The organism is Planktothrix pseudagardhii, assembly GCF_904830925.1.
GTDB classification, from domain to species: domain Bacteria; phylum Cyanobacteriota; class Cyanobacteriia; order Cyanobacteriales; family Microcoleaceae; genus Planktothrix; species Planktothrix tepida.
Genome location: NZ_LR882967.1, coordinates 3,210,197 through 3,226,086 on the forward strand (window position 1 = coordinate 3,210,197; position 15,890 = coordinate 3,226,086).

Sequence of the window (15,890 nt, forward strand, 5' to 3'; positions counted from 1 at the left end):
GGGCTTACGCCCTTAAATTTCACTGAATAGAATTTGATTAACCGTTAGATTTAGTTCAGTAAAAGTCGGAGAAATGAGGCGATCGCTTTCTGTAAAAACAACTTCGTCATACCAGCCTTCAGAAAGCGTAAAAACAGTAATTTTAGCTTGTAATGGATCAACGATCCAATATTCAGGAATATTTAAAACAGAATATTCAGCCCGTTTAGCCCGATAGTCAACACTTTTCGTTGAAGTGCTAACAACTTCTACGACTAAAAGCGGGGGTGCTTCATTTAAACGAATAACAGCCTCGCGGTTTTGCAAATTCCGCCACTGTTCTTTAGGAATAATTACAACATCAGGAATGCGAACTGTATCCCAGCGATCGCCACGAGGAGATTGAACACCGATCGCCATTTGTTTAGATACCCAATCTCGTCCTATTCTAGCAATCTCGGTGCGAAATTGTGTATTAATAAAATCGACAATTTCACCATGTTGTCCAGTTCCTAAAGCCATAGAAACTAATTCTCCGTTGACTAATTCATAGAGACTATCTGTGCCGTCATCGTAGTTAAGATACTCTTCTAAGGTAAAGCGTTGGGTTGTGAGAGTCATCTGATTTTACGGGGTTGGGGATAATTCTATTCTACTATCTGATTAACTGATCCAAAATCCCCCATTAAGCTATGCACTCAATAGGGGATTATCAATTTATAATCTAATTTTCTTAACTAATCCAATTTCTTTTTGACGCTATCGAGTACATCGTTTGCCACATTTTTTAAGTCATCAACAACGTTTTTCGCTTTGTCTTTGAGTTCGGCCGCTGCATTCATCACTGATGCTTGAGCTTGCTTTGCTTCCCCTTCTGCTTTCAGTTGGTTATCACCAGTCAACTCACCCGCCGCAGCTTTTAATTTACCTTCGACATCGGTAGCCGCCGCTTTGATTTTATCTTCTATACTCATAGCTTTTTCCTCCTTAAAGGATACTAAAGTGATTTGTCAAAATTTAAACAGAAACTTGTTCAAAATAGTAGGTTAGCGATTTGAATTTGAGTAGGGAGCCGTATCCCAATAGATATAAATTGATTCATTCGCTAACCGATAAATTTGCCCTTTATCGTCCAAACCAGCTTGACGATAAGCGGCTTTACCATTTTGGTCTACATAGTTACCCGGTTCATCTCCTACCGGGCGCAGGTCGTAGCGTTTGCCATTCTGGAGTTGAATGCCAACGGCGCCTTGACGCTGAGAAAAGGTACATAGACCAGAAGATGAGGCTTTATCTTCTCCTTTGGGATAAACATCACAGCGAGCTTTTACGGTGTCTGCTTTAGCAACATTGGCAGTAGCCAGAACGCTCAAAGACAGGAGTGCTGCAAAAACAGAAGTCTGAACTTTCATGGTCGTTGTATATTAAACGATGGCAGGAATTCGTTTATTTCCTGAGATAGATGGCTTTTGACAAATTTTAGGATATTACATCCTTGCTGAAATTCCAATAAATTTAATGTTAATCAAAGATTTATGTCTACAACCCAAAGAAACCTACAATGGTAGGTAATAATTCCTTGCATTTTTCAACTAATGCCACAGCAGCAGGTGATTCCGTTAACAAACCTTTTAAGAATTGTGGGGCATCTTTTGCTATTTAATAGAATTAATTTTTGAGTTATCTTGAGATAACTTTAGCTTTTGACCTGAAATTTATTTTAGGGTGTAAGTTGACTTTGTAGCTAGGGGTTTACCTATGAATCCCCTAAGCCCTGAAGGGCTTACTACGAAGGGTTGACAAATGTTCCCGAAAAAGCCATCTTAACAACAGAGTTAAACTTGCGATATCAGAGAGTAAATAGTTGTTTATGTTTCCTTTTGTTCCTGCGTTTTATTTGGCTGAAGTGATTACGATTCCACCCCCAACCTCTGGGAAACGATATATTACCCAAATGCAGGAAATTCGGCCCTTACCCGGACAGTTGAATGAAATTCCGGTTTTTAATAGTAATAGTCCTGAAGTGGTCACAGGAGAAGGAATATTATTATCGACTTTTCCACAAACGGCGAAAAAATTCCCCAATGCCCATCTTAATATTCCCATAAGCGGACAGTTTGACTTTTTTTCCCATCATATTGCTCGTCCGATTAATAAACAACAAACCTTATATCAAGGGGTATTAATTTATAATCCCAGTTCTCAACCGGTTACTTTAAATATTTTGCAAGGAATTAGTTATGTCACGTCACCGGATGCGCCATTTGTGGAATTGCCGCCAATGGTGGAAGACCCTCAAGGTCGGGTGTTTTCTGGGCCGGGGTCACGGTTGGCGGGGGATATTTTACGAGGACGCCATCAACGCACCTTTCCTGAACAAATCATGATTCCGCCGCAACAAACCCAGATGTTGTTTAGTTTACCGATTCCAACGGCCAGTGCCCGTTCAACCTTCCTGCGGTTACAAAGCAATGGCCCGGTGCATCTGGCGAATTTAGTTCGGTTTTCGACTCCTGGGAGTTCTCCAACTTTTCCGAATATTCCGGGTTTTTCCATTTCTTCTTTTTCTCCCCAAATGCCGATATTAAGCCAATGGCTAAATTTCTTAAATACGGGCAGACTGGCAGAACCTAGAGATATCATCCCGACTTTAGGGGAAAATGCCTATCAGGGAGAAAAAGTCTATGGTCGTGTGGCTGGGGTATCGGTGGGTTCCGAATGGACGGGGACAGTGGTAGACCGTCCGGGGATGAATGTTTTAACGATTCCCTATCCAGGGTATGCTTTTTCCTATCCTTTGAGTACGGTTTCAACGGCTACTTTGGGGACTCAGCAAATTCAGAGTGCGCCGTTGTTAGCCCGTTATCCCGATACGGCGACTCGTGCCAATGGAAATTATGGCGTACAATATCGCCTGACCTTACCGTTATATAACCCTACCCGCCAATCTCAACGGGTGAGTTTATCGATTCAAACCCCCTTTAAACAAAATGTGGCTTCTAATCGATTAACCTTTATTGAACCTCCTCAAGGACAGGTGTTTTTCCGAGGAACAGTTCGGTTTACATACAGCGATGATTTTGGACAAACTCAACAGCGTTATTTTCACTTAGTTCAACGTCAAGGACAGCAAGGGGAATCATTAATTACGTTAACATTACCCCCCGGAGGATCTCGTTCTGTGGGAGTGGAGTTTATTTATCCCCCCGACGCTACACCTCCCCAAGTCTTAACGGTAAAAACCTGGGAGTCCGGTGTAAATTAAGGCTTATTTAGCTTTAAAATTAAGCACTATAATAGGATCTTGAATTTTCAATCTCAAGGAAAAAACAATGACTGAAAAATATAGACTTGTTACCCGCAGTGATTTCGATGGTTTAGTCTGTGCGGTTCTTTTAAAAGACTTAGATATCATTGATGAAATTAAATTTGTGCATCCTAAAGATATGCAGGATGGCAAAATAGAAATTACCAATCAGGATATTACTACAAATTTACCTTATGTTGAAGGGGTGCATTTAGCGTTTGATCATCATTTAAGTGAAACCCTTCGCAACCCGTCGGTTAATAGTAATTATATTATTGATCCGAAGGCCCCTTCTGCGGCTAGGGTTTTATACAATTATTATGGGGGAAAAGCTAAATTTCCGACTATTTCTGAGCAAATGATGGAGGCGGTGGATAAAGGAGATTCTGCCCAATTTAATCAAGAAGAAGTCTTAAATCCTGAAGGTTGGGTTTTATTAAATTTCCTCATGGATGCTCGGACAGGGTTAGGACGGTTTCGGGATTTTCGCATTCCTAATTATCAACTGATGATGGAGTTAATTGATTATTGTAAAAATCATCCGATTTCTGATATTTTACAACTGCCAGATGTAAAAGAACGGATTGAAATTTATTTTGAACATGAGGAAAATTTTAAGGATCAAATTAAACGCTGTTCTACGGTGCATCAAAACTTAGTTGTTTTAGATTTACGGTCTGAAGAGGTGATTTATGCCGGAAATCGGTTTATGATTTATGCTTTATTTCCCGAATGTAATATTTCAATTCATGTTTTATGGGGTCTTAAAAAACAAAATACTGTGTTTGCGGTGGGTAAATCAATTTTTAATAAAACCTCTAAAACCAATATTGGAGAGTTAATGTTAAAATATGCTGGAGGCGGTCATGAAAATGCGGGAACTTGTCAAGTCGAAAATGAGCAAGCTTCTCAAATTTTACAAGAATTAATTACTCAAATTAATCAAGACGGTTAAATAGGTTTGTTTTGACTTCTTCCCTAATTCCCAGTGGTGTTTCATTTTTCCTCACCTACTTGTACAACTTCTCCCCAAGCTTCTCCTATAGGGAAAGGGGAGAAGAATTATGAATATTAAATTTGCCCTCAATTTCACAGGACTAATCACCCCCTTTTTCTTGCCGGGAAGAAGGCTAGGGGGTGAGATCATAAAAAATTGACTAAGCAACAGGAAACAAGCCTGGGAGGCTTGCTAAAAGGTGATTAGACGAAATATTACACCGCCGGAGTAGCGGTTTTTTTCATAAATTCAAAATAATTATCCCAAAATTGTTTTTGAGATTCCATTACCGCTTGATTCGTAACTTCTTGAACTTTGAAGCCTGTTTGTACCAGTTCTTCTTGGTAACTTAAGGTTTTTTCATAGGCTTCTTGAGCATTCAAGGTCTTGGGTGCTGTTTTGAGGTTTTCCAGCCAAGTATCAAACAGTTGTTTTTGCCAATTCACCAACTGTTTTTGGTATTCGTTGATAAAATCATTGTTCATGAGTTAACAAACCGCTAAAGGCTCCATCTCAATAGGGAATGGAGAGAAAACAGGGCGGAATTTACTGTTTTCTAAGGAAAAATACAGGTTTGTCCCGGTCATAAATTAACCGTCGCTGCTCCTCCATTAATCCGTCAGTGTACAGAGGTAAAAATAGGAGAGGGTTAATTTATTAAGTAATTATACTAAAACTTTGATTCATTGAACAGTCAATTTCAACCAAAACCTGTAAATTTATCAGAATTAAAACGCAAACTTTCTTAACAAAAGCAGTTACATAGGTTCAAAGATTTGCGACAATAGAAGTAATTCAATGGTTCTTCTGGACTGAGAAACCCCATAATGCTGACACTGTATCTATTCTGTCTTACGATTGGTGGGGGTTTTGTGATTTTATCTGCCTTTGCTGGACTCGATGGTGTGGATTTTGATCCCCATTTTGAGATAGATGTAGAACTGTCTAAACCGCCAAAGGATGCAGAAGCCCTCACCCCGCAAAAACACCCGAAAAACCGTCAACCGGGTTTCCGATTACCCATTTTCAGTTTAAGATTTTGGACGTTTGGGGGCTGTTTTTTTGGCTTAACCGGATTTCTTTTAACAAAACTTAATCTTTTGCTTTCCCCTAGCTTAATTTTTGCCATTTCTCTAGGGGTTGGGGTAAGCTTTGGAACGGTAATAGTTGGAATTTTAAGGCGACTTCACCAACAACAAGCCAATAGTTTAATTTTATCAGAAGATTTAGTTGGATTATGGGCAACGGTTGAAATTCCCTTTGATCACAACTGTAAAGGAAAAGTGCGATTATATTTAAAAGAATCAATGGTTGATGTGGTTGCCATCACCGAGGAGGATCATCAGTTTGAAAAAGGAGATAAAGTTTTTGTTGTAGGAAGACATCATGATAAAGTCTTAGTAATTCCTGAAAAATTCTTAAACTCAAATTAAAGATTAAGGATTAAGATTCAGGAAACTGTAAAAAAAGTTAGAGATCCTAAATCTGACTCAGATTAATTTTATAATAAGAGGGAAGATCATGCCAAATTCCATCCTCAAAATTCAGAATTCATCAAGGATTACAGAAGTTGTCCAAGCCCCCACTCCTGATAATTCACCGGATACCTCTTCTACCAGTCTTGGAACCGCTTTACCGATTGCTTTATCAATTTTTGGTGTTATAATTTTTATTTGGTTTTTGAATACCTTTCTGCAAATTTGTAAACCCAATGAAATTTTAATTTTATCCGGTCGCAAACGTCGCAATAAAGACGGCCAGGAAGTCGGATATCGAGTTATTTTTGGCGGACGCACCCTTTGTATTCCCATTTTAGAAACCGTTCAGACAATGGATTTACGGACAATGCCAGTGCGTGTGGAAGTGAAAAATGCTTATTCTAAAGGAGGAACCCCTTTAAATATTCAAGCGATCGCAAATGTTAAAATCTCGAATGATCGTGCTATTGTGGGGAATGCCATTGAACGGTTTTTGGAGCGAGATCGTTCAGAAATTTCACGGGTTGCTAAAGAAACCTTAGAAGGAAATTTACGCGGTGTTGTGGGAACCTTAACCCCAGAACAATTAAACGAAGATCGGTTACAATTTGCAGAACGCATTGCTGAAGATGTTTCACGGGATTTATCAAAATTAGGCTTACAATTAGACACCTTAAAAATTCAAAGTGTGTCTGATGATGTGGATTATTTGAATTCTATTGGTCGCCGTCAAATTGCCTTAATTGTTCGAGATGCGGAAATTGCGGAATCAAATGCCTTAGCAGAAGCTGAACAAACGGAAGCCGACTGTCGGCGACAAGCAGAAGTGGCTAAAACCCAGGCGCAAACTGTTGTTTTACAGAAAGATAATGAACTGCGAAAAATTAAAGCGGAATTAGAACAACAAGCGCGTTCAGAAGAAGAAAGAACCATCGCCGCCGCTAAAGAAGCTAGAGCAAAAGCTGAACAATTATTACAAACCGTAAGAGCAGAATTAGAACGGTTACGGTTAGAATCGGATGAAGTTTTACCTGCGGAAGCTCAACGCCAAGCCCAGGAATTAAGAGCAAGAGGAGAAGCGGCATCTTTAACAGAAAATGCCTTAGCTGCGGCAACGGTAACAGATTTATTAAATCAAGTTTGGCAGGAAACCGGGACAGATGCTTCACAATTATTTAATTTACAACAAATTGAAATGATCCTCACTGAAGCAGCCAAAGTTCCTAACCGAGTTCACTTACAAAATATTAATGTCATTGATAGTGGGGATGGTAAATCTATTGCCGGAGTTGTCAATGCCTATCCTGAAATTTTCCGACAATTTTTAGAGACGGTTGAACACACTTTAGGGGTTAAATTAGCCGGAAAGTAAACTTTATTGTTGGGCTTTAACCCTCCCAATTACACTTTAGGAGATTTTACAGATGGAAATTATCATTGCTTTATTAGGAGTTTTAGGATTAGGAACTGGGGCGGGATTTTTAGTGATTCGTAACCTTTATTATATTTGTCAACCCAGTGAAGTGTTAATTTTTGCCGGAAGTCGTCGTCCCGTTGAAGGGGGACAAGATGTTGGCTATCGTTTAGTTAAAGGCGGGAGTAGCATTAGAATTCCCTTATTAGAACACGCTTTTCGTATGGATTTAACCAATATGATTATTGAGTTAAAAGTGTCGAATGCCTATTCTAAAGGGGGGATTCCGTTAACCGTTGAAGGGGTTGCTAATATTAAAATTGCCGGGGAAGAACCGACAATTCATAATGCAATTGAACGGTTATTAGGCAAAAGTCGCAAGGAAATTGAACAATTAGCCAAAGAAACCTTAGAAGGAAATTTGCGGGGGGTGTTAGCGAGTTTAACGCCAGAACAGGTGAATGGGGATAAATTAGCTTTTGCGAAAAGTTTATTAGAAGAAGCAGAAGATGATTTAGAGAAGTTAGGATTAGTGTTAGATACGCTGCAAATTCAAAATATTTCTGATGATGTCGGATATTTAGATTCTATTGGCCGAAAACAACGGGCAGATTTATTCCGAGATGCTCGAATCGCCGAAGCCAAAGCCCATGCAGAATCTATTATTCAAACCGCAGAAAACCAGAAAAATACTTCGTTGAAAAAGTTAGAAACGGATATTGAAGTTGCCAAAGCTGAAGCCGAACGTCGGGTGAAAGATGCGATTACAAAACGACAAGCGGTCATTGCAGAATCGGAATCAGAAACGGCTTCCCAAGTGGCAAAAACCCAAGCGGAAGTGTTAGTTCAACAAGCTCGACTTAAGCAAGTTGAACAACAGTTACAAGCGGATGTTGTTGCACCCGCAGAAGCCCAATGTAAACGGGCAATGGCGGAAGCGAAAGGTAATGCGTCTCAAATATTAGAAGCAGGAAAAGCCCAAGCGGAAGCGGCTAAACGATTAGCAGAATCTTGGAAATTAGCGGGTTCAAATGCGAGAGAGATTTTCCTCTATCAAAAATTAGAAGTGTTATTAAAAACAATGGTAGCAACGGTTCCTGAAGTACAAGTGGATAATGTTACCGTTGTCAATAGTACCCAGGGAGGAAGTGCCACAAAATTAGCCGCATTTTTAGCAGAATTAAAACAAACAACGGGAATTGATGTGGCAGAAACCATTGAAACTCTCAGTCAAAATCGTGTTCAACCTCAAGTTATTACTCCGGTTGTTTCTAAACCTTTAAAATCTGCCTCGAATCATTCCCTAGAACCCTCTAATTCTGACAGTTAAGTTCTTAAAATAGGGTGTAAGGAGTAATAATTAATATTACTCCTTTAATATCAAAAAATCTTAGAAGATGAGTACCTCTATTTTTGCCTGAACTTCTTGAATTACATCTTCGGGTACTATTTCAATAAACTGAATTAAACGAACTTTATAATCCAAACTTTTGATATGGTCTACCAAAATAACGCCATAAGTTGTTAACTCTGAAGGAAGACTCACTTCAAAAGGATAGCCTTTTACCTGTGCTGTAATTGGCATAAATAAAGCTAAGGAGTTCTTAACATTATATTCGTAAGGTGAAATAACGAAAGCGGGTCTTAAGCCCTTTTGTTCATGTCCTTGAGTAGGATTAAAATTTAATTTGACAATATGTCCCCTATCAGGAATATAGGATTGATTTACCAAACTTCATTCCCCACGGCGAGTCCTGTGTCTGTTTCAGTGTGGCAATTTTCAGGAGTGATTTGGCTCACAAGTTCTTCAAGAGAATAACGTTTACGATTACTGGGTTTAATCACAATCGTTCCATTTTCTACACTAAAAGTAACTTGTGAACCTTCGGAAATTTGAATCGCTTGAGCAATATTTTGAGGGATGCGAACCGCTAGACTATTCCCCCACTTCGCTACATTAGTTACCATTATTATTAATCCTTTTTAATCTATGTAAATACTATGTATACACTATACCAAATATTTGAGAAAAACACGATTAAGTTAATAATACTTAAATTGTGAGAAGGTGTAGGGTGGGTGACAACCCATGACTAGGGTTAAGATTAAAAGTCTATGAGTGTCGCCCCCCTAGGGTTATAACAATGGGTGAGGAAATGCTTGAAGAAACCTGTTAATCATCTCCTAACAATACCGCTAATAATGCTTTTTGAACGTGCATTCGGTTTTCGGCTTCATCCCAAACTTTTGATTTTGAACCTTCAATTACTTCATCCGTAATTTCTTCATCTCGATGGGCGGGTAAACAATGTAAAACAATGGAATTTTCGGCGGTTTTTTCCATTAATTTAGCATTCACTTGATAAGGTTGAAACAGAGGAATTCGGGCTCTGGCTTCTTCTTCCTGTCCCATACTTGCCCAAACATCAGTATAAACAACATTCGCATCTTTTGCCGCTTCAATGGGGTCATCGGTAACAATAACTGCTGTTTTTCCTTGAGCAATACTTTTCGCTTGTTCAACAATATCAGCATCGGGTAAATAGTTAGCCGGGGTAGCAATTCTCACATTCATGCCTACCATTGCACAGCCTAATAATAACGAATGAGCCATATTATTAGCCCCATCGCCAAAATAACTTAAGGTCAATCCTTCTAAGGTTCCAAAACATTCTTGAACCGTCATTAAATCCGCTAACACTTGACAAGGATGTTCTCGATCTGTTAAAGCATTAATTACAGGAATTTCAGCATAATTGGCAAAGGTTTCTAAATCCTTTTGTTCAAAGGTACGAATTGCCATAATATCTAAATATCGGTCTAATACCCTAGCCGTATCCACTAAGGGTTCTCCTCGACTTACCTGGGTAACATTCGGGTTTAAATCAATGACTTGACCCCCTAATTGATACATGGCTACGGTAAAACTTACACGGGTTCGGGTTGAAGCTTTAGAAAACATTAATCCTAAAACTTTATTGCGACGTAATTTAACCATGCCGGATTTTAATTTTGTCGCTAAATCTAATAAAAAATAAAGTTCATCAATACTAACATCCGCTAAACTTAAAAAATCTCGTCCTTTTAAACTTTCCATCATCATTCCTCACGAATTATGTCCAATAGGGGCAAGGATACCTCACCTCTACAAAACCAGGGTTGTTTTATAACAGTATTCAAGGCAATTAGGACATCAAAGTTTGCGACTTTCTTCCCTGTTCCTAGTTAAGCTGTTCCCTGTTCTCTTATAATTTTAAAGTTTTCTAGGCAACAAAACTGTTCTGAGATAACTGATTTATTGCATTATCTAATAATTCCCATCCTTGAGCAACGGTTTCAATTTGGGCCAAATGATTGCGTAATTCCTGTGCCCCAGGAAACCCTTTCGCATACCAGGTTAAATGTTTTCGAGATTGATAAATTCCCCGTTGTCCTTTATACTCCGAGAGTGCTTGCAAGTGTTCTTTTGCACATTGCAACCGTTCAATTACTGAAGGCGGGGTTTTTAATATTCCTGTTTTCAGAAAATAGTCAATTTCTCCCACTAAAAACGGATAACCTAGGGTTCCTCGCGAACACATCACCCCATCGGCGCCGGTTTCTTGTAAACATTGAATTGCGGCTTCTACTGAAAAAATATCGCCATTGGCAATAACAGGAATGCTTAACTGTTCCTTAACCTGTCGAATCCAGTCCCATTTTGCCTGACCATTATACCCTTGGGCACGAGTTCGAGCGTGAATGGTGATCATTTTTGCTCCCGCATCCTGCATTCTACGGGCAAAATCTAAAATTGTGATCTCTTCATCACTCCACCCTATCCGAGTTTTTACGGTGACAGGCACATTCACCGCCTCAACCACTGACCGGACAATGGTTTCCGCAATTTCCGGTTGACGCAACAACGAAGACCCGCCCCCATTTTTGGTAATTTTATTGACGGGACACCCCATATTAATATCAATGGTATCAGCGCCTTCTTCAACGGCTTTTTGCGCGGCTTCGGCTAAAAAATGGGGGCGACAGTCAAATAATTGAATACTAATTGGGCGTTCATTGGGGTCAACTTCCATCATTTTGGGGAGTTCCCGAACATGACAAACTTCGCTGGCGTGCACCATTTCGGTATACATCATCGAGTCCGGGGCGTAACGACGAACTAAACGCCGAAATACCAAGTCTGTGACACCGGATAGGGGAGATTGTAACACCCGACTATTGACTTCTACCGTGCCAATTTTTAAGGGTGTGGATAAACGTTGTTTTAATTCAGGTGAGAGAACAGACATGGTTTAAGGGAAACAAATGTAGCAAGTCAGACTCTCTTTATATTAAAATAGAACCACCCTTTCTGGGATATAACCCTTTAACTCATCGTTTATTTTATGATGAACCTTCCCCCGAATAATCGTGAACCGTTTCAACAAAATGGCAATGCTAACAATGTACATTTTCCTAAAGTTGAATCGGATGAGTTTAGCGAAGAAATTCAAGATTTCCAAGTTCAGGAATATGACCCCAAAACCCTCAAAACGATTCAACGTTCTTTTTGGTTTTTAACGGTGGTGGGTTTAGTGGTTGGTGTCTTTGTAGCGGCAGGGGTGTTGTATTTAATGCAACGCTTTAATATTACGGCAAATCCAGCGCAATTAGAGCAACAAATTCGTCGATAAACCCTCAAAACATGAGAAAATTATTCTCGAACTTGATGGCGTTGGTCTGCAATTTTTTTAACTTTTTCGGAAAATTGAGGGTAATTATTGAGGACTTTATCAAAATCTTCTTTATAGAGAACAAATAACTCACAGTATGTTAAGGTTTTGACTGAAGCAGTCCGGCGACTATCATACAGTAAAGCTATTTCACCAAAAAAAGAACCTGCTACCAATAAACTATAGACTTTTCCCGTTTTTTCAGAAAAGGCTTGCAATTGTCCTCGTTTCACAAAATACATTTCATGCCCCATTTGATCTTCTCGAATTACATAGTCATGGGGTGGGAGAATTCGGGGTTTTAATTTAATCACTAAATCTTCAATAAAACAGGGTTCTGCGTCTTGAAAGATGGGAACTTTTTCTAATAGTTCTTGATAAAGATAACAATAGACTCGTGTTTTAATCGAGTGCGGAAGTTCATCTAAAAAGTAAAAATCCAGCGTCACATCTCGATTATATTCCCACATATATTGATAATAATCTAAGATATTTTTTTGTAAGGAAGGAGGAATTTTTCGTTCCCACATATAAGCTTGAACTTGACCCAATTTATCTCGAAATCGATTTTTACTGGCATCTAAATTAGAAATCACTGCCACCACATTTCCAATTACAAAGGCATACAGCGATACTCCTAAGAACATCACCATAAAGGTAAATATCAATTCAATATTGTTTTGGGGAGTAATATCCCCATAGCCTACAGTTGTTAATGTTGTAATTGACCAATACAAGGAATATAAATATTGAGTTGTTGTATTTTCTAAATGCAAATTATCACCTTGAAGCCAAGACTCTCCTGATTGTCCCGTTAAATTTCCAATAAAAAACCATAAACAAGCGACCCAATGATCAATCAAAAAAACAATAATGAATAGTTCAAACATCCGAACAACACCCGAATTAAAATAAACATTGTTATCCCATTTTCTAAAAATCAAAAAACATTGAGGAAATCTTAATAATCTCGGAATTCGGCATAAACCCATTAAAATTAGAGAAGCCTGGGGTAAAAATAAATAGACGAAAATATCTAAGGGCAAACTTGCAATTAAGTTGGATTTAAAGTCTGTTTTTCGATAATGAATACTAATTTCAGCTTTATCTTTAATCAGTTCACCCTCCTTAGTATAACTAATGTGAAACCGCAAAAAAATATCTATTATTAAAATTAAATCTGCTAAATTATCTAAAAGAAACCAATTTTTATAAATTGTGGCATTAAACGCTATGCGAAAGGGAATAGTAAAGCAGTTATAGAGGGTTACTAAAACAATCAAGGCTTCCCAGATAATCAGGAGTCTTGATTCGGGGTGAAAAGACGGTATTCGGGAGAAGAAAGATAGCATTCAAATGGAAGGATTAAGTCTTAAATAAGAGTGTATATTATTTAATTCCATTTTTGGGCGTTATCATCTCTTCCTTTCCTCTGGAGTGAAGAAAGTGGGTGTCAATTTATCTGTGGATGTGTCAAGGTAAACCTAAATCGAGAATCTACTGCTAAAATCAGTTCATGTTCATTTATAGACTCAACACTGATTCAACTCATGATTCAAACAACGCTGACACCGTTTGCTCAAAAACTGGGTTTTCCCCTCACTAAACAACCCATTACAATTTTACAAATTAACTTAGGAAAACGGTGTAACCTCGCTTGTAACCATTGTCATGTAGAAGCAGGGCCAAAACGGAGTGAAGAATTGAACCTAGATATTAGTTTACAATTAATTGAATTAATTCATTGCTTTCCCCAAATTCAAACCGTCGATTTAACCGGAGGGGCACCGGAAATGAATTATGGATTTAAACTTTTAGTTGAAGCCGCACGCACAACCGGAAAGCAAGTGATTGTTCGATCAAATTTAACGATTTATTTTGTTCCCGGTTATGAGGATATTCCTGAATATTGTGCGAATCATCAATTAAGAATTGTCGCTTCTTTACCTTGCTATTTAGAAAATAATGTTGATCAAATGCGAGGAAAGGGAGTCTATCAAAATTCCATCCAAGCCCTACAATGGTTAAACCGTTTGGGATATGGTCGTACACCGGAATTAATCTTAGATTTAGTTTATAATCCGGCTTTACCTACCGCCGAAAAGTTTACTCTTCCTGGGGAACAGTCTAAACTAGAACAAGCTTATAAAGAGTATCTAAAACAACAGTTTGATATTGACTTTAATCAGTTACTAACCATTACTAATTTACCCATCGGACGCACGAAATCTTACTTACAGCAGAAAAAACTTGAAGATTCCTATTTAGAATTTTTAGAATATAACTATAACCCTGAAACGGTGTCCCATTTAATGTGTCGTAATCAGTTATCCATTGATTATCAAGGTTATATTTATGATTGTGATTTTAACCAAATGGAAAATATTCCCGCCCGCACAACTTCTGGAAAACCTTTAATGGTGAGTGATTTATTAGCTGCTAACAATTTAGATTTAATTGAAACCGTAAAAACCGCTTCCTATTGTTATGGGTGTACCGCCGGGTGTGGTTCTAGTTGTGGGGGGGCATTAATTTAACAGTTATCAGTTATCAGTTATCAGTTATCAGTTTTTGCTGTTAATAATTAGGCTTTAATTGTGATGATTATATTAAAAAAAGGGAAATAAAATGGGTATTCAACAGTTAATAACTCATCTTTTGGATTGGGTTGAGCATTTAGGATTTTGGGGGCCGATTGCTTTTATTATTGTCTATAATTTAGCTACGATATTATTTATTCCCGGTTCCCTTCTAACCTTGGGTGCTGGGGTTATTTTTGGGGTGATTTGGGGTTCAATTTATGTGTCTATTGGTTCGGTCATTGGGGCTACTTTTGCCTTTTTAATTGGGCGATACTTTGCCCGAAATTGGGTAGCTAAAAAGCTAGAAAATTATGAAAACTTTAAAGCAATTGATCAAGCGGTCGGTGAAGAGGGATGGAAAATTGTCGGGTTAACTCGTCTTTCTCCTATTTTTCCGTTTAATTTACTCAATTATGCCTTTGGATTAACCAATGTTTCCTTAAAAGATTACTTTTTAGCGTCTTGGATTGGAATGTTACCTGGTACAATTTTATATGTTTATGTGGGATCGTTAGTGGGAAGTTTAGCTCAGTTAGGTATGGGAGAGCGATCGCGTACTCCGATAGAATGGTTATTATATGGAATTGGTTTAATTGCTACCGTTATTGTTACGATTTATATCACTAAAATTGCTCAAAATGCTCTCAATCAAAAAATCAAATAGATGGAAAACACAATTTATATCGGGTAGAGACGCGCCATGGCGCGTCTCTACATGGCGTGTCTATACTCTAAATTAATTAAGATTCTGGGGGAGTTGATTCCACTTCAGAATTAACGGTTTTTGCTGTTACTTCTAATTGAGAAGCAATATCTGCTTTAATCGAACGCTTATACAATCTTCCTGCATATTGTTCTAACGCTTCCGTTAATTGATCAACCCAAGTATGTTCAACTAACGCAATTAAAGCCGAACTTCCAGGGGTTAAAGATTCCGACAATTCTTTGAGATCTTCTTGAGGAAATCCTAAATCCATAAAATGAGTAATTAAAGCACCAACTCCTGCCCCACCTGCGGTTAAAGCAATGACTCCTAATGCTCCAATGGGGTTAAATAAAGCAATTAATCCGGCTGTAATTCCACCAATAATTGCTCCCCCTTTAGCATCCGTATCTCCCGTTTCACTAATAGAAACTTTGCCTTTTTCATTTTTGACCATCACCGCAGCATTGACAACTGAAATAATCCCTTGTTCTTGCAGTGCTTTAAGTTGTTTTAAAACTTCTTTCGCCTTTTCTTGCTCTGGGTAAGCAACAACAACTAAATTGGTTAACTCTTCGGAATAAGTCATGGTATATTTATCCTGATGAACTGTTAAAAAAAATTGGGTCAATTTTGATCACAATTTTAATCTTCTTTACTTTAGCACATCTACAATCAACATCATCAATTCAAGTCATGATACAGTAACGAAAGGGAT

At 38.3% G+C, this 15,890-nt stretch carries 18 protein-coding genes; 8 read left to right on the top strand and 10 right to left on the bottom strand.

What is annotated here, in order from left to right; all coding sequences use genetic code 11:
- Positions 1 to 12 precede the first annotated feature (12 nt).
- The 3 genes from NMK36_RS13635 to NMK36_RS13645 all read right to left on the bottom strand — a co-directional run bounded on the left by NMK36_RS13635 (position 13) and on the right by NMK36_RS13645 (position 1,391).
- Positions 13 to 600, bottom strand: coding sequence for a Uma2 family endonuclease (locus NMK36_RS13635; RefSeq protein ID WP_254173960.1), 588 nt, complete (start codon positions 598 to 600; stop codon positions 13 to 15).
- 116 nt (positions 601 to 716) lie between these two features.
- Entirely contained in the window at positions 717 to 953 is a 237-nt protein-coding gene (locus NMK36_RS13640; RefSeq protein WP_367997184.1) for a CsbD family protein, read from the bottom strand.
- Between the two features lie 72 nt (positions 954 to 1,025).
- Positions 1,026 to 1,391, bottom strand: coding sequence for a hypothetical protein (locus NMK36_RS13645; protein WP_254173961.1), 366 nt, complete (start codon positions 1,389 to 1,391; stop codon positions 1,026 to 1,028).
- Positions 1,392 to 1,849: 458 nt separating this feature from the next.
- On the opposite strand from NMK36_RS13645, the gene NMK36_RS13650 reads away from it, so the two are divergent.
- Positions 1,850 to 3,244: a DUF3370 domain-containing protein gene (locus NMK36_RS13650; RefSeq protein ID WP_254173962.1), complete on the top strand. Its 1,395-nt coding sequence runs from the start codon at positions 1,850 to 1,852 to the stop codon at positions 3,242 to 3,244.
- A 67-nt stretch (positions 3,245 to 3,311) separates the two neighbouring features.
- Positions 3,312 to 4,241, top strand: a complete 930-nt coding sequence (locus NMK36_RS13655) for an exopolyphosphatase (RefSeq protein ID WP_254173963.1) — start codon at positions 3,312 to 3,314, stop codon at positions 4,239 to 4,241.
- 257 nt (positions 4,242 to 4,498) lie between these two features.
- Here the strand turns inward: NMK36_RS13655 and NMK36_RS13660 are convergent, their stop codons facing one another.
- A complete protein-coding gene (locus tag NMK36_RS13660; RefSeq protein ID WP_072720572.1) occupies positions 4,499 to 4,768 on the bottom strand; it encodes a hypothetical protein in 270 nt (89 codons plus the stop codon).
- 342 nt (positions 4,769 to 5,110) lie between these two features.
- Between NMK36_RS13660 and NMK36_RS13665 the strand changes: the two genes are divergently transcribed.
- From NMK36_RS13665 to NMK36_RS13675, 3 genes are all read left to right on the top strand, one after another.
- Positions 5,111 to 5,716, top strand: a complete 606-nt coding sequence (locus NMK36_RS13665; RefSeq protein WP_190522800.1) for an NfeD-like protein — start codon at positions 5,111 to 5,113, stop codon at positions 5,714 to 5,716.
- Between the two features lie 88 nt (positions 5,717 to 5,804).
- Complete coding sequence (locus NMK36_RS13670) at positions 5,805 to 7,133, top strand: flotillin family protein (protein ID WP_254173964.1); 1,329 nt, start codon at positions 5,805 to 5,807, stop codon at positions 7,131 to 7,133.
- Between the two features lie 52 nt (positions 7,134 to 7,185).
- The gene (locus tag NMK36_RS13675; protein WP_254173965.1) at positions 7,186 to 8,505 is read left to right on the top strand and encodes a flotillin family protein; all 1,320 of its coding nucleotides are present in this window, start codon (positions 7,186 to 7,188) and stop codon (positions 8,503 to 8,505) included.
- 60 nt (positions 8,506 to 8,565) lie between these two features.
- Here the strand turns inward: NMK36_RS13675 and NMK36_RS13680 are convergent, their stop codons facing one another.
- The 4 genes from NMK36_RS13680 to dusB all read right to left on the bottom strand — a co-directional run bounded on the left by NMK36_RS13680 (position 8,566) and on the right by dusB (position 11,464).
- Positions 8,566 to 8,907 (bottom strand): type II toxin-antitoxin system PemK/MazF family toxin, encoded by a 342-nt coding sequence (locus tag NMK36_RS13680; RefSeq protein ID WP_254173966.1) that lies wholly within the window; start codon positions 8,905 to 8,907, stop codon positions 8,566 to 8,568.
- Positions 8,901 to 9,143: an AbrB/MazE/SpoVT family DNA-binding domain-containing protein gene (locus NMK36_RS13685; RefSeq protein ID WP_072720577.1), complete on the bottom strand. Its 243-nt coding sequence runs from the start codon at positions 9,141 to 9,143 to the stop codon at positions 8,901 to 8,903. The genes NMK36_RS13680 and NMK36_RS13685 overlap by 7 nt, the downstream gene beginning before the upstream one ends.
- A gap of 205 nt (positions 9,144 to 9,348) precedes the next feature.
- Complete coding sequence (gene argF, locus NMK36_RS13690) at positions 9,349 to 10,272, bottom strand: ornithine carbamoyltransferase (protein WP_072720578.1); 924 nt, start codon at positions 10,270 to 10,272, stop codon at positions 9,349 to 9,351.
- A gap of 166 nt (positions 10,273 to 10,438) precedes the next feature.
- Positions 10,439 to 11,464: a tRNA dihydrouridine synthase DusB gene (dusB, locus tag NMK36_RS13695; RefSeq protein ID WP_254173967.1), complete on the bottom strand. Its 1,026-nt coding sequence runs from the start codon at positions 11,462 to 11,464 to the stop codon at positions 10,439 to 10,441.
- Between the two features lie 96 nt (positions 11,465 to 11,560).
- Between dusB and NMK36_RS13700 the strand changes: the two genes are divergently transcribed.
- A complete protein-coding gene (locus tag NMK36_RS13700) occupies positions 11,561 to 11,848 on the top strand; it encodes a hypothetical protein (RefSeq protein ID WP_139295122.1) in 288 nt (95 codons plus the stop codon).
- Between the two features lie 20 nt (positions 11,849 to 11,868).
- Here the strand turns inward: NMK36_RS13700 and NMK36_RS13705 are convergent, their stop codons facing one another.
- Entirely contained in the window at positions 11,869 to 13,170 is a 1,302-nt protein-coding gene (locus NMK36_RS13705) for an ion transporter (protein ID WP_254173968.1), read from the bottom strand.
- Between the two features lie 267 nt (positions 13,171 to 13,437).
- Here NMK36_RS13705 and arsS point away from each other — a divergent pair, with 267 nt between their 5' ends.
- The gene (gene arsS / locus NMK36_RS13710; protein ID WP_072720582.1) at positions 13,438 to 14,424 is read left to right on the top strand and encodes an arsenosugar biosynthesis radical SAM (seleno)protein ArsS; all 987 of its coding nucleotides are present in this window, start codon (positions 13,438 to 13,440) and stop codon (positions 14,422 to 14,424) included.
- A 91-nt stretch (positions 14,425 to 14,515) separates the two neighbouring features.
- Positions 14,516 to 15,133, top strand: coding sequence for a TVP38/TMEM64 family protein (locus NMK36_RS13715; protein ID WP_072720583.1), 618 nt, complete (start codon positions 14,516 to 14,518; stop codon positions 15,131 to 15,133).
- A 76-nt stretch (positions 15,134 to 15,209) separates the two neighbouring features.
- On the opposite strand, the gene NMK36_RS13720 is transcribed toward NMK36_RS13715, so the two are convergent.
- Positions 15,210 to 15,761 carry a DUF1269 domain-containing protein gene (locus NMK36_RS13720; protein WP_072720584.1) on the bottom strand — a complete coding sequence of 184 codons (552 nt, stop codon included), beginning with the start codon at positions 15,759 to 15,761 and terminating at the stop codon, positions 15,210 to 15,212.
- Positions 15,762 to 15,890: the final 129 nt, after the last annotated feature.